This is a genomic window from Pseudomonas sp. MM213 (assembly GCF_020423045.1).
In the GTDB taxonomy this organism is placed as follows: domain Bacteria; phylum Pseudomonadota; class Gammaproteobacteria; order Pseudomonadales; family Pseudomonadaceae; genus Aquipseudomonas; species Aquipseudomonas migulae.
This window is the reverse complement of the sequence record NZ_CP081943.1, coordinates 1,061,548-1,080,432: the sequence shown is the minus strand read 5'-3', so window position 1 is coordinate 1,080,432 and position 18,885 is coordinate 1,061,548. Positions and strand designations below refer to the sequence as shown.

Annotated in this window: 11 protein-coding genes; 3 read left to right on the top strand and 8 right to left on the bottom strand. The window is 57.7% G+C overall.

The features are described 5' to 3' along the window. Window positions 1–221: 221 nt before the first annotated feature. The 7 genes from K5R88_RS04920 to K5R88_RS04890 form a co-directional block, all read right to left on the bottom strand. Complete coding sequence (locus K5R88_RS04920) at window positions 222–1,697, bottom strand: efflux transporter outer membrane subunit (RefSeq protein ID WP_008030212.1); 1,476 nt, start codon at window positions 1,695–1,697, stop codon at window positions 222–224. Continuing rightward, complete coding sequence (locus K5R88_RS04915; protein ID WP_223450229.1) at window positions 1,694–4,801, bottom strand: efflux RND transporter permease subunit; 3,108 nt, start codon at window positions 4,799–4,801, stop codon at window positions 1,694–1,696. The genes K5R88_RS04920 and K5R88_RS04915 overlap by 4 nt, the downstream gene beginning before the upstream one ends. Then, entirely contained in the window at window positions 4,798–7,902 is a 3,105-nt protein-coding gene (locus tag K5R88_RS04910) for an MdtB/MuxB family multidrug efflux RND transporter permease subunit (protein WP_226299330.1), read from the bottom strand. Before K5R88_RS04910 ends, K5R88_RS04915 begins: the two co-directional genes overlap by 4 nt. Continuing rightward, complete coding sequence (locus tag K5R88_RS04905) at window positions 7,899–9,215, bottom strand: MdtA/MuxA family multidrug efflux RND transporter periplasmic adaptor subunit (RefSeq protein ID WP_226299329.1); 1,317 nt, start codon at window positions 9,213–9,215, stop codon at window positions 7,899–7,901. The genes K5R88_RS04910 and K5R88_RS04905 overlap by 4 nt, the downstream gene beginning before the upstream one ends. Window positions 9,216–9,392: 177 nt before the next feature. Beyond that, the gene (gene tpx / locus K5R88_RS04900; RefSeq protein WP_008030203.1) at window positions 9,393–9,893 is read right to left on the bottom strand and encodes a thiol peroxidase; all 501 of its coding nucleotides are present in this window, start codon (window positions 9,891–9,893) and stop codon (window positions 9,393–9,395) included. A 277-nt stretch (window positions 9,894–10,170) separates the two neighbouring features. Further along, window positions 10,171–11,178 carry a hypothetical protein gene (locus tag K5R88_RS04895; RefSeq protein WP_226299328.1) on the bottom strand — a complete coding sequence of 336 codons (1,008 nt, stop codon included), beginning with the start codon at window positions 11,176–11,178 and terminating at the stop codon, window positions 10,171–10,173. A gap of 58 nt (window positions 11,179–11,236) precedes the next feature. Next, window positions 11,237–14,539 (bottom strand): hypothetical protein, encoded by a 3,303-nt coding sequence (locus K5R88_RS04890; protein ID WP_226299327.1) that lies wholly within the window; start codon window positions 14,537–14,539, stop codon window positions 11,237–11,239. Window positions 14,540–14,797: 258 nt separating this feature from the next. On the opposite strand from K5R88_RS04890, the gene K5R88_RS04885 reads away from it, so the two are divergent. After that, window positions 14,798–15,223 (top strand): YciI family protein, encoded by a 426-nt coding sequence (locus K5R88_RS04885; protein ID WP_223450224.1) that lies wholly within the window; start codon window positions 14,798–14,800, stop codon window positions 15,221–15,223. A 100-nt stretch (window positions 15,224–15,323) separates the two neighbouring features. Here K5R88_RS04885 and K5R88_RS04880 read toward each other — a convergent pair whose 3' ends face one another. After that, window positions 15,324–16,292 carry a hypothetical protein gene (locus tag K5R88_RS04880; protein WP_226299326.1) on the bottom strand — a complete coding sequence of 323 codons (969 nt, stop codon included), beginning with the start codon at window positions 16,290–16,292 and terminating at the stop codon, window positions 15,324–15,326. 343 nt (window positions 16,293–16,635) lie between these two features. Between K5R88_RS04880 and K5R88_RS04875 the strand changes: the two genes are divergently transcribed. Then, the gene (locus K5R88_RS04875) at window positions 16,636–17,427 is read left to right on the top strand and encodes a hypothetical protein (RefSeq protein WP_192227272.1); all 792 of its coding nucleotides are present in this window, start codon (window positions 16,636–16,638) and stop codon (window positions 17,425–17,427) included. Between the two features lie 11 nt (window positions 17,428–17,438). Then, window positions 17,439–18,878 (top strand): DUF1254 domain-containing protein, encoded by a 1,440-nt coding sequence (locus K5R88_RS04870; protein WP_442963903.1) that lies wholly within the window; start codon window positions 17,439–17,441, stop codon window positions 18,876–18,878. Window positions 18,879–18,885: the final 7 nt, after the last annotated feature.

Here is an 18,885-nt window from a genome sequence, read left to right as displayed (position 1 = left end):
CAAAGGGCCATCAAGCCGATGAAACGCTTGTTTGATCACCCGCAATACCTCTGAAACGTTACGCCCGAGCCCCAACTCCCCCGCTCTCCTGTAGGAGCTGTCGAGTGAAACGAGGCGGCGATTCTTTCAGGCAATGAAGATCTGGAGCAAGATCAAAAATCGCCGCCTCGTTTCACTCGACAGCTCCTACAGGGATACGGGGGAAAGCGGGAATTCGGGGGTCAGTTGTTGAGTTCGAGCTGGCCGTCCCATCCGCCGCCCAGCGCCGCAATCAATTGCACGCTGGCGATCAGCCGGCTCTGCAACAAGTCCAGCATATTGCGTTCATTGTTCAGCGCCGTGGCCTGCACCACGACCACATCCAGATAAGCAATCAAGCCGGCCTTGTACTGGTTCTGGGTCAGGCGCAGGGATTCACGCGCCGCGTCCAGTGCCTGTTGACGCACGGCGGACTCGTCTTCCAGGACCTTGAGCTGCACCAGGTAGTTTTCCACCTCGCGGAAACCGTCGAGCACTGTCTGACGGTACTTGGCCACGGTTTCGTCATAGGCCGCTTCGCTGCGGTCGACTTCCGCCGAACGCTGGCCGCCGTCGAACAAGGTCATCGCCAGTTGCGGGCCGACCGACCAGAAGCGGTTCGGCACACTGATCCAGTTCGAAGAGGTGCTGCTGCTGTAACCACCGTTCAAACTCAACGTCAGGTCCGGGTAATAAGCGGCCTTGGCCACGCCGATGTTGGCGTTGGCCGCCATCACCGAGCGCTCGGCGGAGGCGATGTCCGGGCGACGTTCGAGCAATTGCGAAGGCAGGTTCAGCGGCACGTCGGGCAGCAACGGGATGTCCGTGGTTTCTGCGAGGCTGAACTCAGCGGGCGGCAGCCCGATCAGTACGGCGATAGCGTTCTCGAACTGGGCGCGCTGCCAGATCAGATCGACCAACTCGGCCTCGGTGCTCTTGAGCTGAGTGGTGGCCTGTGCCACCGCGTCCTTGCCGGAAACGCCGGCGCGGTATTGGTTTTCGGTCATTTTCAGCGAGCGCTGATAGGCCTCGACCGTCGCTTGCAGCAGGCGCCTTTGCTCATCGATCACGCGCAATTGCAGGTAGTTCTGCACCAGCTCCGACTGCTGGCTCAAACGCATTGCCGCCAGATCGGCAAAACTCGCCTCAGCGTTGGCAGTGTCGGCCTCAAGGCCCCGGCGCAGCTTGCCCCAGACGTCGGCTTCCCAACTGACCCCGGCCTGGGCCGTGTAGGTGTTGCGGATGCCGCTGGAGGAACTGCTCAGGCTCGAACTGCTGCTGCCGGTGCCCTGGCTGGAACGGTTTTTCCCGACGGTCAGGTCCACCGTCGGGAAGAAAGCGCCGCGGGCACTGCGCACCAGAGCCTGGGCCTGACGGTACTGGGCTTCGGACTGGGCGACGGTCTGGTTGGCGCTGTTGAGTTTGTCGATCAGGCCGTTGAGCTGTTGATCGCCATACAGCTCCCACCAGGCTCCGCGGGCCAGGGAATCGCTCGGGTTGGCCTGACGCCAACCGGCCGCTTCCTTGTACTGCACCGGCGCGGCGGCCGTCGGGCGCTGGTAATCCGGGCCGATGGCGCAGGCACTGAGCAGCGCCACGCACAGCGACAGGCTCAACAAACGCGAGCCTCGGGCCGTAATCAGCGGTGCAGACAGGTTGATAAGCGAACGGTCAGTCATAGCGGAGTTTCCAGAGCAGCATCAGTACGCACCCCACGCCATTTATTGAAGCGATGGCGCAGTTTGTCGAGATAGAGGTAAACCACCGGGGTGGTGTAAAGGGTCAGCACCTGACTGAAGATCAGCCCGCCGATGATGGTCAGGCCCAGCGGCTGGCGCATTTCCGCACCTTCGGCACGGCTCAGCAGCAGCGGCAACGCTCCGAGGATCGCGGCCAGCGTGGTCATCAGAATCGGACGCAGCCGTTGCAGGCACGCGCTGCGAATCGACTCCAGCGGTTCCAGGCCCTTTTGCCGCTCCAGTTGCAGCGCGAGGTCGATCATCAGAATGGCGTTCTTCTTCACCACCCCGATCAGCAAAAACAGCCCGAGCAACGAGATCAGGCTGAACTCGCCGCCCAATGCATAGATCGACAACAACGCGCCGACCCCGGCCGACGGCAAGGTCGAGAGAATGGTCAGCGGATGAATGTAGCTTTCATACAGCACGCCCAGCACCAGATACACCGCCACCAGCGCGCCAAGAATCATCCACGGCTGGCTCTTTTGCGTGGCGGCAAAGGCATCGGCTGTACCGGCCATTTTCACGATGACGTCTTCCGGCATGCCGAGCTTGGCAATCGCCCGTTCGATGGCTGCACTGCCCTGCTCCACGGTCACGCCTTCGGCCATGTCGAAGGAAATGCTTTCGGAAGCGAACTGGCCTTCGTGGCTGACGCGGTCATCTTCCAGGCTGTTTTCGTAATGGGCGATGGTCGACAGCGGAATCCGCGCGCCGTCGGCGGTGATCACCTGGACCTGCTTGAGGGTGATCGGGTCCTGGGCGTACTTCGGATTGACCTCCATCACCACCTGATACTGGTTAAGGCTGTCGTAGATCGTCGAAATCTGCCGCTGGCTGTAGGCGTTGTTCAACACGGCGGTGACCATGTCCATATCGACGCCCAGGCGTTTGGCCTGATCGCGATCGACGATCAAGGTCACTTGCTGCGCGCCGCGCCCTTCACGGGCATCAATCGCGGTCAGCTCCGGCAACGCCTTGAGCGCGGTGACGACCTTCGGGTACCACTGGCGCAATTCGCCAAGGTCGGCGCTTTGCAGGATGTAGGAATACTGCGAACTGGTCTGTTCACGACCACCGCCAAACTGCAGGTCCTGATCCGCCATCAGCATCAACTGTGCGCCGGGAACCTTGGGCATTTCCTTTCGCAGGCGTTCGATGACTTTTTGCGCGGACAAAGCCCGTTCCTTGATCGGCTTCAGACGCACCAGCATGAAGGCGTTGTTGGTGCCGTTAGTGCCACCAATGAAGCCGGCAACGCTTTCCACTGCCTCATCTTTCAACACGGCACGGCGGAAGATTTCCATTTTCGGCTGCATGACGCTGAACGACAGACCGTCGTCGCCGCGCACGAAACCGATCAGTTGGCCGGTGTCTTGTTGAGGCAAAAATGTCTTAGGAACAACCACATACAGCGCAATGTTAACGCCAACTGTCACGATCAGACTGAGCAACGTCAGACGACGGTGACGCAGCACCCAGTCAAGGCTGGTGGCGTATTTGCCGACCATCCACTCATTGGCGCGCTGGCTCCAGCGCTGCAAACGGTTTTCCTGACCCGGCGTATGTGGCTTGAGCCAACGGGCGCACAGCATCGGTGTCAGCGTTAGCGAGACCACCAGCGACACCACGATGGACGCCGCCAGCGTGATGGAAAACTCACGGAACAGGCTTTCGATGATCCCGCCCATAAACAGGATCGAGAGGAACACCGCCACCAGCGAGACGTTCATCGACAGCAGCGTAAAGCCGACTTCCTGTGCCCCGAGGTAAGCGGCCTTCATCGGCGGCACGCCTTCGTCGATGTGCCGGGAAATGTTCTCCAGCACCACGATGGCGTCGTCCACCACCAGCCCGGTGGCCAAAATCAATGCCATCAGCGACAGGTTGTTCAGCGAGAACCCGTAGAGGTACATCACCGCGAAGGTGCCGACCAGCGACACCGGCACCGCGAGGGTCGGAATCAGCGAAGCGCGGAAGTTACCGAGGAACAGGAACACCACCAGAATCACCAGCGCCACGGCAATCAGCAGGGTCATTTCCGCTTCATGCAGGGTCGCCTTGATCACCGGCGAGCGGTCCATGGCCAGGTTCAGTTTGACGCTGGCCGGCAGCACCGCTTGCAGTGCCGGGAGCTGGGCCTTGATCTCGTTGACGGTCTCGATGATGTTGGCGCCGGCCTGACGGTTGATCACCAGCAGCACCGCCGCGTCGTCGTTGAAGAAACCGCTGTTGTAGCGGTCTTCGACGCCGTCACTCACCTTCGCCACATCCTTCAGGCGCAGCGCCGCACCGCCGTTGTAGTGGATGATCAGCGACTCGTAGTCCTTGGCCTTTTCCAATTGATCGTTGGCCTGAACCTGCCACAAACGCTGACCGTCTTCGACCGAGCCCTTGGGCCGGCGCACGTTGGCGTTGGCGATGGTGTTACGCACATCGTCCAGCGCCACGCCGTACTGGTTGAGCGCTTGCGGTTCGAGTTCGATACGCACCGCCGGCAAAGAGCTGCCGCCGATCTGTACTTCGCCCACGCCCTGCACCTGGGACAGGCTCTGGGACAGGATCGTCGAGGCCAAATCGTAAAGCTGACCCTTCTCCAAAACGTCCGAGGTCAGCGACAGCACCATGATCGGTGCCTGGGACGGGTTGACCTTCTTGTAGGTCGGCATGCTGCGCATCCCGCTCGGCAGCAGGTTGCGCGAGGCGTTGATCGCCGCTTGCACTTCCCGCGCCGCGCCGTTGATGTCGCGGTCGAGGTCAAACTGCAAAATGACCCGGGTCGAGCCCTGGCTGGAGCGGCTGCTCATGGTGTTGACCCCGGCAATGGCGCCGAAGGAACGTTCGAGCGGCGTGGCCACGGTCGAGGCCATTACCTCCGGGCTCGCGCCGGGCAGGCTGGCCTGGACCACGATCACCGGGAAGTCCATTTGCGGCAACGGCGACACCGGCAGCAGGCCGAAGCTCACCCCGCCCAGCAGCATGATCGCCAGGCTCAGCAACATGGTGGCGACCGGCCGCTTGATGAAAGGTCCGGAGAGGTTCATGGCTGCTCGACCACTTCCACGGACTCGGACGTGCGGCCCCAACGACGACCGAGGCGGTCGAAGTACAGGTAGATAACAGGCGTGGTGAACAGCGTCAGCACCTGACTCACCAACAAGCCACCGACCATCACCAGACCCAACGGCTGACGCAACTCAGCGCCAGAACCTGTGGCGAGCATCAACGGCACCGCGCCGAACAACGCCGCGAGCGTGGTCATCAGAATCGGCCGGAACCGCAGCAGCGCGGCTTGATAAATCGCCGTTTCCGGGTCCATGCCCTGATTGCGCTCGGCGTCGAGGGCGAAGTCGATCATCATGATCGCGTTTTTCTTCACGATGCCGATCAGCAGGATGATGCCGATGATCGCGATCATCCCCAGGTCATTGCCACTCAACAATAACGCCAGCAAGGCGCCGACCGCCGCCGAGGGCAGGGTCGAGAGGATGGTGATCGGGTGGATGTAGCTCTCGTAGAGCACGCCGAGCACGATGTACATGGTCACCACCGCCGCCAGAATCAGCAGCAAGGTGCTCGACAGCGAAGCCTGGAACGCCTCGGCCGCGCCCTGGAACTGGGTCTGCACGCCAATCGGCATGCCGATGTCCTTTTGCACTTGCTCGATGATTTGCACCGCATGCCCCAGCGCCACGCCGGGTGCGAGGTTGAAGGACATCATCACCGCCGGGAACTGGCCGATGTGGGTGATCGCCAGTTGCGCCTGGCGCTCTTCGATGTGCGCCAGGCTGGACAGGCGCACTTGCCCGCCATCGGTGGTCTTGACGTGAATCTGGTTCAGCGCATCCGGGCCGATTTTCTCGCCGGACTGCGACTGCAGGACCACGCGATACTGGCTGGCCTGGGTGTAAATGGTCGAAATCTGCCGTTGGCCGAAGGCGTCGTACAGCGCGTCGGTAATGTTCGACACCGATACGCCGACCCGCGAGGCGGCATCGCGGTCGATCACCAGGTAAACCTGCAAGCCTTTGTCCTGAAGGTCACTGGCGACGTCGGTCAGTTCCGGCCGTTGGGCCAGAGCCTCGACCAATCGACTGCTCCACAGGCTGAGCAGCTCGGAATCCGGCGACGACATGCTGAACTGGTACTGCGTGCGGCTGACCCGGTCCTCGATGGTCAGGTCTTGCACCGGCTGCATGAACAGACGGATACCGACCAGTTTGTCGAGTTCCGGTTGCAGGCGGGCAATCACCTCGGTGGCGCTCAAGTCGCGATTGCTGTGTGATTTGAGGTTGATCAGCAGGCGACCGCTGTTCAATGTCGAGTTATCGCCATCGACGCCGATGTAGGACGACAGGCTTTCGACGGCAGGATCCGCGAGGATCACTTTCGCCAGTTCCTGCTGCCGCTCGCTCATCGCCGCAAAGGAAATTGACTGCGGCGCTTCGGAAATCCCCTGAATCACCCCGGTGTCCTGCACCGGGAAGAAGCCCTTCGGCACCACCATGTAAAGGAACACCGTCAGCGCCAAAGTGCCGATGGCCACCAGCAACGTCAGCGGTTGATGCTTGAGAACCCACTTTAACTTGCGCCCGTAAGCCGCGATCATCCAGTCAATTGCTTCGCCGCTGGCCCGGTAGAAACGGCCCTGCTCTTCTTCCTTGGGTTCGCGCTTGAGCAGCCGCGCGCACATCATTGGTGTCAGGGTCAACGACACGACCAGGGAAATCAGGATCGCCACCGCCAGGGTGATGGCAAATTCGCGGAACAGGCGCCCTACCACGTCGGCCATGAACAGCAGCGGAATCAGTACCGCGATCAGCGATAGCGTCAGGGAAATCAGGGTAAAGCCAATCTGCTTGGCGCCCTTGAGCGCCGCGTTCAACGGGCTGTCGCCCTCTTCGATGAACCGGGAAATGTTCTCCAGCATGACGATCGCATCGTCCACCACGAAACCGGTGGCGATGGTCAGCGCCATCAGGGTCAGGTTGTTCACCGAGAAACCGGCGAGGTACATCACGCCGAAGGTGCCGATCAACGACAGCGGCACGGCCACCGATGGAATGATCGTGGCGCTGGCCCGGCGCAGGAACAGGAACGTCACCATCACCACCAGCGCGATGGCGATCAGCAGCTCGTGTTGCACGTCGGTGACCGATGCGCGGATGGTCTGGGTGCGGTCGGTCAGTACGGTGACCTCGAGACCGGCCGGCAGGTTGTCGGTGATGCTCGGCAGCAAGGCCTTGATCCGGTCGACCACCTCGATGACGTTCGCACCCGGCTGGCGCTGAATGTTCAGCAACACCGCCTGATTCTCATTGGCCCAGGCTGCGAGGCGTTCGTTCTCCGCGCCATCGACGATTTCCGCCACGTCCTTGAGCCGCAACGGCGCGCCGTTGGTGTAGGCCAGGATCAGGTTGGCGTAATCCTTGGGCGAGGTCAGTTGATCGTTTGCATCGAGCATCGAGACCCGGGTCGGGCCGTCGAAGTTGCCCTTGGGCTGGTTGACGTTGGAGGCACCGATCAAGGTGCGCACGTCCGACAGGTTCAGGCCGTTGGCCGCAAGGGCCTCGGGGTTGACCTTGATCCGCACCGCCTGACGCTGGCCGCCGGCAATGCTGACCATGCCGACGCCGCTGATCTGGGCGATTTTCTGCGCCATGCGTGTATCGACCAGATCATTGAGCTTGGGCAACAGCATGGTTTTGGAGGTGATCGCCAGGGTCAGCACCGGGGTGTCCGCCGGGTTGACCTTGTTGTACACCGGCGGCGCCGGCAGGTCCTTGGGCAGCAGATTGGTCGCGGCGTTGATCGCGGCTTGCACCTGCTGCTCGGCGACGTCCATGTTGATGTCGAGGCTGAACCGCAGGGTCAATACCGAAGCGCCGCCGGAGCTGGTCGAAGCCATTTGGGTGAGCCCCGGCATCTGCCCGAACTGGCGTTCGAGCGGCGCGGTGACGGCACTGGTCATGACGTCCGGGCTGGCGCCGGGATAGAGGGTCATCACGCGAATGGTCGGGTAATCGACCTGCGGTAACGCCGATACCGGCAACAGCCGATAGGCGATCACGCCGGCCAGAATAATGGCCAGCATGCTCAGGGTCGTGGCGACCGGGCGAAGGATGAACAGCCGCGAGATGTTCATGCGCCGCCCTTTTTCGCCTTGTCGGTGGTCGCCGGCTCAGTCGCGTCGGCCGCCGATTTACCTTGCAGGTGCCCGGTCGGGGTGGTCGGCACATCCTTGGTGTCGTTGACCACTTCCACTTCGCTGCCTTCCTTCAGGCGGTCGGTGCCTTCCAGGACGACACGATCGCCGGCGACCAGGCCTTCGGTAATCACGGTGTTGTCACCATCGCTGGCGCCGACCTTCAACTGGCGGATCGTGACTTTCTTGTCGCCATCCATCGCATAGACGAAGGTGCCGTTGGTGCCGAATTGAATCGCGGCCGACGGCGCGAGTACCACGCCTTTGAGGGTGTCGGCCAGCAGGTGGACGTTGACGAACTGATTGGGGAACAGCGCCTGATCACGGTTTTCGTAGCGCGCCTTGAATTTCAGGGTGCCGGTGGTGACGTCGATCTGGTTGTCGAGGCTCTGCAATACACCGGTGGCCTGTATTTGGGTGTCGCCACGGTTCCACGCTTCAGCGGGCAACTTGGCGCCGCTGCGATAGCGGGCCAGCACCACGTCGAGGCTGTTTTCCGGCAAGGTGAACGCCACGCTGATCGGTTGGGTCTGGGTGATGATCGCCAGCGCCGTGGTGTCGTTGGCCGCCACCAGGTTGCCGACGTCGAGCTGACGCAAGCCCACACGCCCGGTTATCGGCGCGCGGATTTTGGTGAATTCGAGATTGAGCTTGGCGTCGTTGACCGCTGCCTGATTGGTCTTGACCGTGCCTTGATACTGGCCGACCAGCGCTTCGGCGGTGTCCAGGGTTTGCTTGGCGATGCTGTCTTCGCGGTACAGGTTGCGATAACGCTCGACATCGACCTGCGCGTTTTTCAGTTGCGCCTGATTCTGCAACAAGGTGCCTTCGGCTTGCAGCAAAGCGTTCTGGTAAGGACGCGGATCGATTTCCGCCAGCAAGTCACCGGCCTTGACCATCTGCCCTTCTTCGAACGATACCTTGATCAGCTCGCCGCCCACCCGGCTGCGCACATTAATGGTGTTCAGCGCCGTCACGGTGCCCAACGCCTTGTAGTACAGCGGGAAGTCACCCTTGACCGCCGGCGCCACACGCACCGGAACCGGCCCGGTCGCCCCACCGAAACCCGGACGCATGCCACCCGAACGGCCAGTGTGCCCGGCCACGGCTTTTTGTCCGTTGCCTTCTTTTGGCGCAGCACTGCCAGGCCAGAATTTCCAGCACAGGCCAGCGATGACCAACAGGACAAGCAGGCCGAACAGCCAGCGACGAGGACTACGGGGAGCAGAGGATTGCATTGAATGATCAACCATTGGGCGCGTGGGCTTTTTCTACGGGAGGCTGAACGATAAGCACTGGCGGGGATTTAGCAAAGCGCCTTTACCGGCAATTTACCTTCGGCTTACGTAACAGGAGATTTATCTAAGACACTGAAGCACAAATGAAAACGGCCTGGACAGGGCCAGGCCGTTAACAATTGTAAAAGACGCTTATTTCAGAACGGCAAGTGCCGCTTCGTAGTTCGGTTCTTCAGCGATTTCCTTGACCAGCTCGCTGTGCAGCACGTTGTCGTTCTCGTCCAGTACCACAACGGCACGGGCGGTCAGGCCTTTGAGCGGACCATCGGCAATCGCAACGCCGTAGTTCTCGATGAACTCGGCACCGCGCAGGGTCGACAGGTTCTGCACGTTTTCCAGGCCTTCGGCGCCGCAGAAACGGGCTTGGGCGAACGGCAGGTCAGCGGAGATGCACAGCACGACAGTGTTGGCGACATCGTTGGCCTGGGCGTTGAACTTGCGCACCGACGTGGCGCAGGTCGGGGTGTCGACGCTTGGGAAGATGTTCAGCACTTTACGCTTGCCGGCGAAGCTCGCCAGGGTCACGTCGGACAGATTGCCGGCAACCAGGGAAAAGGCTGGCGCCTTGGAACCGGCTTGTGGCAGTTGGCCGTTGACTTGAACCGGGTTGCCTTTGAGAGTGACTTGAGCCATGAACGGAGTCCTTCTGAACGTTGATGTGGAAAATTCGACGAGGCAGAAGTTAAGCATGGATTGCGCTGATGGCCTATGGGCCGATACAAAATAAAGAGGCTGCCAGAAAATTCTACAAAAGCTGTTCAGCGAAAGTCTAGCGCAATCAAGCACAACACGAGTAAAACTGCAAGAATCGTACTGCCAGACATAAAAAAGAGGCCTTAATATATAGGCCTCTTTTTTACTTATACAGCCATCGATGTTTCTTTCATGAAACCAATAACAGCCTGAATAGCTATATCCTTTCCAAATTAACAATACCACGAGATTCTTTTCCATCAAGAAACGCAAATATTACTGGAAGAGCCCCTTTGGGGGCAGTATCTTTCAACCTAATATATCTTTCACTTTTCCCTGGACCACCGATTGGATAAACTACATGGGCGCCAATCATTAGCCATGGCACATGTGGCCCATCAAAATTTTCAGCATCCTGCTCCGGGAACACATCCATCCACTCGGGAATACCATAAATGACACCTATCGCCCCATTTTCTTCGGCATCAAGGGGGCTAACTGAAATTTTATATACCCTATTCGCCTCCATCATTATCGGAAGAAACTCTCCGTGATTAGCTCCATCACTACTGAACGTAGCCCAAGCCTTATAAATTTCAAAATGAATTGTATCCCGATACGATCCACCCCCATCCTGAAGATAAACCGGAACATTGCCAGGATAGCCAGTAATAACTTTCGACTCCTGGGGATTATACTGGATAACATCAGGCTCAAACTGGACCCATTCATCCCGCGCTACAAGCCGTCGCCCCATGCTTTCATGCTCGAACGTAAATACAACATTTTTCTCATCAACGGGTACGGCAATAAAACGACCTCCTTTACCCGCTGCTCTTTCATCACCATTCTCAAGACGAATACGGCAGTTTTTTATACGATCTGCCTCAACATCGACCGAAACAATCAGAGCACCTTGACTTCCTTCTACTCCCAACTCAAGCCTACTTTTACCAACGTAATCTCGCGTCATTAACACCAGCTCGATGACACTACCTCCCGGAACTGAAAGATGTGAACTAATAATTTCGACGACCCCAGGAGGGTCACCGTTCAAGCATCTGAGATCGCACCTACCCGTGAACGATGGTCCATCCTTTCGCCCGAAAACTTTTAATTTATAGCGCTGCCCGCAACGAAGTTCCAGCGTTGGCTTTTCAATATCAATCTCATATTCATTGAGCTGAATAGAGTCGACAAAATCACTTAGCGCTTGATTACCCATTTTTATCATCCTCTGCAATTAGCACGCCGAAAACCATTAAACAAATTTAAACCACGACTCATGCATCATCTTTCAAATCAACATCCAAAACCCTCATCGGAATACCTACTAAAGCCAAACCTTTAACCAACAATCCGAGATTAAACCCAGGGTTGGAAATGGCGCCATTCTTCACCACCCTTACATTTATTTTCGTACCGCCTGCGCTGGGTGGCTTAATGGTGAGCCAATCGCCGACCTCGGAAAATATTTGTACTGAATACCCGACAGTGGAGGGGGCCGAGAAAGAACACTTCCAACCTACAAGAACACTGTCCTCCGTTCTCGGCACCACAATCAACTCATACATCGTGCTAAGTTTCAGGTATGCAGGAACACCGCCATGCTCAACACCTTCAAACAGCACCTTGAGACCTTCATTGCTCGGACTAAAATATTTGAAGTCCCACGGATTAGTTTCCGCTCCACCATAGTCAAGGCAAAGCCGATGCACCTTATTTGAGTCCGCATGCTCTTTCCCTTGAAACTCAACGACACCAGAATCGTTTATCTTTACGGGATTTGGAACAATATCCATTGACGAGTTCTGCCCGTCCGCCCATTTGAATGACACTGTTCTCCCTTTAACAGGACTATCGGCGTTGGCAACAAATGTCAGTCGAGACCTTGGCGACGTGAGCATTATCCCATCGCCATACAAATCGACATCAGTGTCCGGACTACCATCAACCGATAGGGTAATAGCACTCAACTCATCGGAAAGGTTTTTCGATAAAACAACAACCGCCTCCATATCCAGCTTCGCATCCTGCCCGCAAGCAACTTCCGCAATTAATGTACCGCTTCGATTGGCAGGGCCAGTGAACGCCCATTGATACTGAGTTGTTGATTCGCCGAATGGGGGCTGGCAAGTCACATCACTCACAGGCAGCGTGCCCCCTGCGTACTTCATCGCAAGAGGTTTACCGGCAATGGGGCTATTCGCCTTGGGCACCAATGAAAATGTTCCCGGCTGGCCGCGCAACAGCACAACCCCTTGAGCCGGCACTGGCTTGCCGGCAAACAGGAGGTCGGCTTCGTCGCGCAAGTTGGCTGACAGCACGGTACTGAGCGCGAGGGTGATCAGCGTAACGCCGCTCGGACCGGCCACTGTAAAGTGGAAGGTGCCGCTTTTAGTCGCGGGGGCCGTGATGCGCCAGCTATGAGGCTTGGTCGCCTGATCCAGTGCCGGTACGCATTGGAAGTCCCCTGCGACCAAACCGGTGCCACTGCCCCATCGCAAGCTCATCAGCAAATCGGCCACCGGACTGCCGGCTTTCGGCTCCAGGGCCAATGTACGCGGTTTGCCCCGGATGAACACTTTGCCTTCGGCCGGGATGACGGCACCATCAAGCTTGACGGTCACGTCGTCCTCAAGGTTGCGCGACAACAACATGCAAACGGCCAGTTGCCCCAGCGTCGCGCCACCCGGGCCGACCAGTTTCAACTGGAACGTACCGCTCTTGGTGGCGGAACCGGTAATTTGCCAACTATTGAGTTTTGTGGCCAGGTCAAGCGCCGGGGTGCACGTCAGATCTGCTTTGACCAATCCCGTGCCGGCATGCCATTGCAGGCTTTTCATCAAGTTGGCGACCGGGCTGCCCGCGTTCGGCACAAGGGTCAAGGTTCTTGCAACGCCTCTGGTGAAAACCGCACTGTCCGACAGTTCCACACCGTCGACCAAGAACGCGCCCTCATCAGCAAAGTTTTTCGACAGCAATACACACTCTGGCAATTCAATGGGCGTAGTCATGCCCTCGCCAACCAACTCGAACTGGAACGTGCCGCTCTTGTCTGCGGGGCCGGTGATACTCCAGCTGTGGCCTGCGGTGTAGGTGTCGAGGGCAGGTTCGCAATTAAATTCTTCGGCCTGCAGCCCTTCCCCTTTGATCCATCGCAACTTCAGAGGCAGACGGCCCAGTGGACTGCCCGATTTGGCAACCACTGTCAGCGTTTGTGCCTCGCTCCTGAAGAAGACCTGCCCTTCTGTCGGGATTTCTACGCCGCCGATCCGCACATCGGCTTCGTCATTCAGATCAGTCGACAACAAGGCGTTGAGTGCCAGCGTGAGCGGCACGGCAATGCCCTGACACGTGAATATCAGCTGGAAAGTACCGCTCTTGTTAGACCCGGTGACGCTCCAGCGATGATCTGGCGTTGAAACGCCAAAACCAGGGCTGGACACCAAATCTGGTTCATCGAGACCACTGGTGATCACGCCTGTCAGTGTCACCCCAAGGCCATCTGTTACCGAACTGCCCTCCTTGGGCTCCAACGTAATAACGCCGGGCCGACCGCGGAAGAAAAAGTTGACGCCCGACGTGACAGGTTTACCGTCAATCCAGACCTCCACTTCATCAGCGAGATCGCCTGCAAGCACCCGTCCGTCGTGCTCCCAAGGCTGAGTCACTTCCTGGCTATAGATGACTAACCTGACTCGACCACTCTTCTGCTCGTTCGAGGTGACGGTCCATTTGAACTCTCCGGACACTGGATCCGGCTCCTGCCATACAGTGTCCTCAGGCACGGCAACAATGTTCAGCCCTTCTTCATTAATCAGCGCCAGCCTGAGTGTTTTTGCGATTGCCGGCTCGACTTTCACTGTCACTTCATTCGCTTGCCCACGACGCAATAGAACGGGTGAACGCCACGTCACGGGTACTCCGTTGACTTTCAGCTCCGCTTGTTGCCAGGGACTCTCGGCATACACCGTGATTGTAAAACTGTGTTCGGTCCACGTGTCGTTATAGGGGCTGAACACCTTGGCCGTAATCGACTGTTCGCCGTCCGCTGTGAAGGTGTGACTGAACGTGCTCCAGCCCAAGTTATTGGTTTTTTTGCGGCCTGCGGGTTGCCCATTCACGAGCCACTCAACATCGATGTCTTTCAGTAGTTTTTGGGTGTAGGCAGACACTACCTGGACCTCGGCAGTGACTTCTTCACCGATCAGTGGCGCGCCGATCGGATTGCGTTTGCCCTGGAATTCACGCAGGTAATGCCCCAACTTCACCGGAATACTGTAGGGCTCGGCGGTAAACTCGGTCTGTAACCGACAATCGAAGGAGCACACTTCGCCGTCGTCCGGGCAATTGATCTTCCACTCACATCCCTGCTCCAAAAACGTCTGGTACTCGCCGGACGCGGGGACTGCCTGGAACGGAAGGGTTTGCCCGGCAGCGGGATTTACGCTGACGCCGTGTCCGACCCACGGGCTGCTGGCTTCGCCGACTGCGGTGAGCGTATGCCCGCGTTGGCCTGAAGCCCCGTAACAAAAATAAACGGGAGAAATTTCGGTAGCTCCGATTTTAAGGTTCGAGGTCATGACGCGTTTCCGGTAGTTGGAAGTGGACAAAAAAACTGGCCACTCGACTATCGAGAAAAAAAGCAGCTGCGGGTACTGTCAGAAATGACAATGAACAAGATCCATTCACAATAAATGCGCGAGAAAAACCGTTGTCTTGGAATAAGGGATTGAGCCGCGTTGTTCCGATGACGCGCGATACTTTGGGAAGCACTGTCGATTTAAACGTCGGCCAATCGACCATGCTGTGAATTTCTCACATCCATTGGAGACAACCCCATGCGATTCATGATCATTGTCAAAGCCAGCCTCGACTCCGAGGCTGGCGTCATGCCCAGCGAAGAACTGTTGACCGCGATGGGCAACTACAACGAGGAGCTGATCAAGGCCGGGATCATGCTGGCCGGAGAAGGCCTGCACCCCAGCAGTAAAGGCGCGCGCGTGCGTTTTTCCGGCGACAAGCGCACGGTAATTGACGGCCCGTTTATCGAGACCAAGGAATTGATCGCCGGCTACTGGCTGTGGCAAGTGAAGTCGAAAGAGGAAGCGATCGAATGGGTCAAGCGCTGCCCCAACCCGATGCCGGGTACCGAAGCTGAAATCGAGATCCGCCAGGTGTTCGAGGCGGAGGATTTTGGGGCCGAGTTCACACCGGAACTGCGGGAGCAGGAGGAGCGGCAGCGTGAGCAGATGAACAAGCGCTGAGCCTCCACCATAGCGCCACGATCACGTCCTGGTCCTGTGCCATTGAACGGACGTGATCGAGAGCTCGACGTTCACCCGTTTAACCTGATACTTATCAGGGCTAAACGATATTAATGGTTCTTGGAGAACTAGGTTTTCCGCGAACAAAGGTATAGGCAGTAATCACACCGACCAATTCCCCCTGTTTAAACTGTAGAGAGCTGAATGCTTTTTCACCGGTGTATTCAAGTTTCAGACGACTACCGTCTGCCCTTAGCCACTCAACCTTGACCCCCTTTTTCAACTCAAACCCCTTCATGGATCTCGTCGTTAATGTTTTTGAATTTCCAAGCGTCTGCAGAATAATGGTTGTCAGTATGACACCACGGTCTTGATAGCCCACGTCCACTGGCAACTGAATAAATTCTTGCGGACTACTCTCCAGACTCAATTTGATTGACAAGTTTCCATCCGTTTCGTCACCGCAATCCAGGCTCCAACGAGCAACGGGGTCAAGTGCTTGAGATCCTTGTGGCGGTTCAAACACTGGCCCCAGGTTCGGGGGGGTCACTGCATCCGATGACAATACAATGTTCTGCCCTATTAGCGGGCTACCAGGAAGAGGTTCCACCTCAATTAAATTACTGCTATTTCTCACCGCATAAACAACATCGTCAGACTTTATCTCTGCGCCATTAACCCGGATGACTAATTGTTCAATTGGTTTGGGCGACATCACCTGACAGGGGATTTCCAATGGCATAATCAACTGCCGGCTCATTAGGACGAACGCAAAAGCACCGCTCTTCCCAACCTCCGGACTGATCTTATAACTTAATTTTCCGTCGACCAGCTTGTGCCAGAGCTCCAATGCCGGCTCCACCAGGAGTTCAACACCCTCTTTATTATCAACGACCGCCAGATAAATTTCTTCAGCAACTTCCGGTGCAGCTTCTATTTCGAAAGTGCTGTCTTCTCCATAAAGCAGGGCGATTGTCTCGTTCGGCAATACCGGCTTGCCATTGAAGAGTATCGTGGCTTCGTCCCAGGAACGATCGGGGGCTGATTTTTTATTGGGCTGGTTCATCATGGTGTGTTCTCGATAATCGTCGGTGATTGAAAACTGGGCATTTAACTATCAGCGAAAAACACGCCGCCGATAACTGTCACAAATCACAGGTCGCAAAGACTGATCGGCAATATGCCGGCTGCTTTTTATTCGAATACGGAATGCCATCCCACGTTTTGTTTGAAGCGCTTGATTATCATCAACAACCACTTCACAGGCAGAGAAGTGCGCCCTTCGACTGGATTACCCGCCGACAACTGCTAACGTCATCAGACATGTCCTACAGGCTTGATAGGAAAGAGATTACGCATAACGGCCGCCAAGTGCCGAGTAGACCAATGAGCCACCAAGGAACCGGGGAATCATGTCGAACACTCCAGGAGCGAGCGCCCTTTTGTTGGCGGCTTCAATAACGTCCGCCGTGTGTGCCCAGGCGGACAACGCTGACACGGCCAACAAAAGTAACAACCCGTTGAACCTCGCACCGGGGATGAACCTGCAGGACTACTACACCCCGAAGTACTACGACTCGAATATCCACACCAACGATTTGCTGGTGCGCGGGACACTGCCGATTGCGCCCAACGACTTCATCGGCGTCCCGCAATTGCTGCGCGCCACCGCACCGATCAGCACCCGTCCCGATCCGCACGGTGGCTACAGCACCGGCGAAGGCGATCTGAACCTGTTCGATATCTTCCTGCTCAAGACCGAAGGCGTGCAGTTGGGCATTGGCCCGATGATCACCGCGCCCTACGCCGATCGGGACGAGCTCGGCACCGGCAAATGGCAAGCGGGGCTGGCGGCCATTGCGATTGATTCATCGCCCCGTGGCTTGCTTGGTGCGTTGGTGCAATACCAGAGCTCTTTTGCCGGCGACAGCGACCGCCCGCATGTCGAATCGGCCACCCTGCAGCCGTTTGTCATTCACAACCTCGATAGAGGCTGGTACCTGCGCTCCACCGCCATCTGGACCTTCGACCTGAAAAACGACACCCATTACATCCCCCTCGGTCTGGGTGCCGGCAAGGTCTGGAAATCCGGGTCCAATATTCTCAATGCCTTCATCGAGCCGCAGTGGACCGTCGAGCGCAAGGGCGATGGCTTGCCGCAGTTCACGCTGTTCGCGGGGATCAACGTCACCTTCGGCAAATAAGGACCTTATTTATGCACGGTGCAATTCGCGCGGCCGGTTACAGCCTGATGAGCATGTTTGTCAGTTGCGGCGTTGGCGCTCAAGACATCAGCGTCAATCAAAAGACCGGATTCACCGCCAGCCCGGAAGAAGCGCGGGCCATCGCCAAGGAAGCTTATTTGTACGGCTACCCGGTGGTGGAAATGTACAAGACCCTCTACACCCAGGCGGTCGACAAGAAGAGCCCGAACTTCAAGGCACCGCTCAACCGGATCGGCAACACCGCACAGGCTTTCACCGCCAAGGACACGGCCTTCGTCACGCCCAACGCCGACACGCCCTACTCGTTTATCTGGATGGACCTGCGCGCCGAACCGGTGGTGCTGACCCTGCCGCCCATCGAAGAACACCGTTACTACTCGGTGCAACTGATCGACGCCTATACGCAGAATTTTGCGTATCTGGGCACCCGCAGCACGGGCAACGCCGGCGGGCATTTCATGATCGCCGGGCCGAATTGGCAAGGTCAGCAACCGGTTGAAATCGACCGTCTGCTGCGCAGTGAAACCAACATCGCCTACGCGCTGTATCGCACGCAGTTGTTCGACGAAAAAGACCTGAGCAAGGTCAAGAGCATCCAGAAGGGCTACACGATCGAGCCGCTGAGCCACTACGTCAAACAGAAGGCCCCGCCTGCCGCGCCGAAGGTCGACTGGCCCAAGCCCACGCCGACCATGAGCGAAACCCCGGAACTGTTTGGCTACCTGAATTTCATGCTGTCGTTTGCCCCGCCCCAGGACGCGGAAAAAGACTTGCTGGCGCGCTTCGCCAAAATCGGCATCGGAGCCGGCAAGCCGTTCAAACCCAACGAGCTACCTGCCAGTCAGCGCAAAGCCCTGGAAGACGGCATCGCCGACGCCAAGGCCGAATTCGCACAGTTTAAAAAGGACAAGGTCGACAGCCATCAGGTCAGCAGCGGCGATTTGTTCGGCACCCGCGACCACCTCAACGGTAACTACCTGTACCGCTACGCCGGCGCCAACATGGGGATCTTCGGCAACTCTGCCGAAGAGGCGAATTACATCGGCTATTTCGTCGATAAGGACGGTCAGCCGGTCGATGCCTCGAAACACGATTACACGCTGCATTTCGACAAGGGCGCCCTGCCCCCGGCCGACGCGTTCTGGTCGCTGACGATGTACGACGGCAAGAACAAATTGCTGGTCGCCAGCCCGTTGAATCGTTACCTGATCAACTCGCGAATGCTGCCGGATCTCAAGCTGGATGCCGACGGCGGCCTGACCCTCTATGTGCAGCACAAAGCCCCGGCCAAGGACCTGCAAAGTAATTGGCTGCCGGCGCCGAACGGGCCTTTCTACGGTGTCCTGCGTCTGTACCTGCCAAGACCGGAAGTCTCCAGCGGCGAGTGGAAAATGCCCTCGTTGACGCCAGTCATCCCACAAAATCAATAAGCGGAGC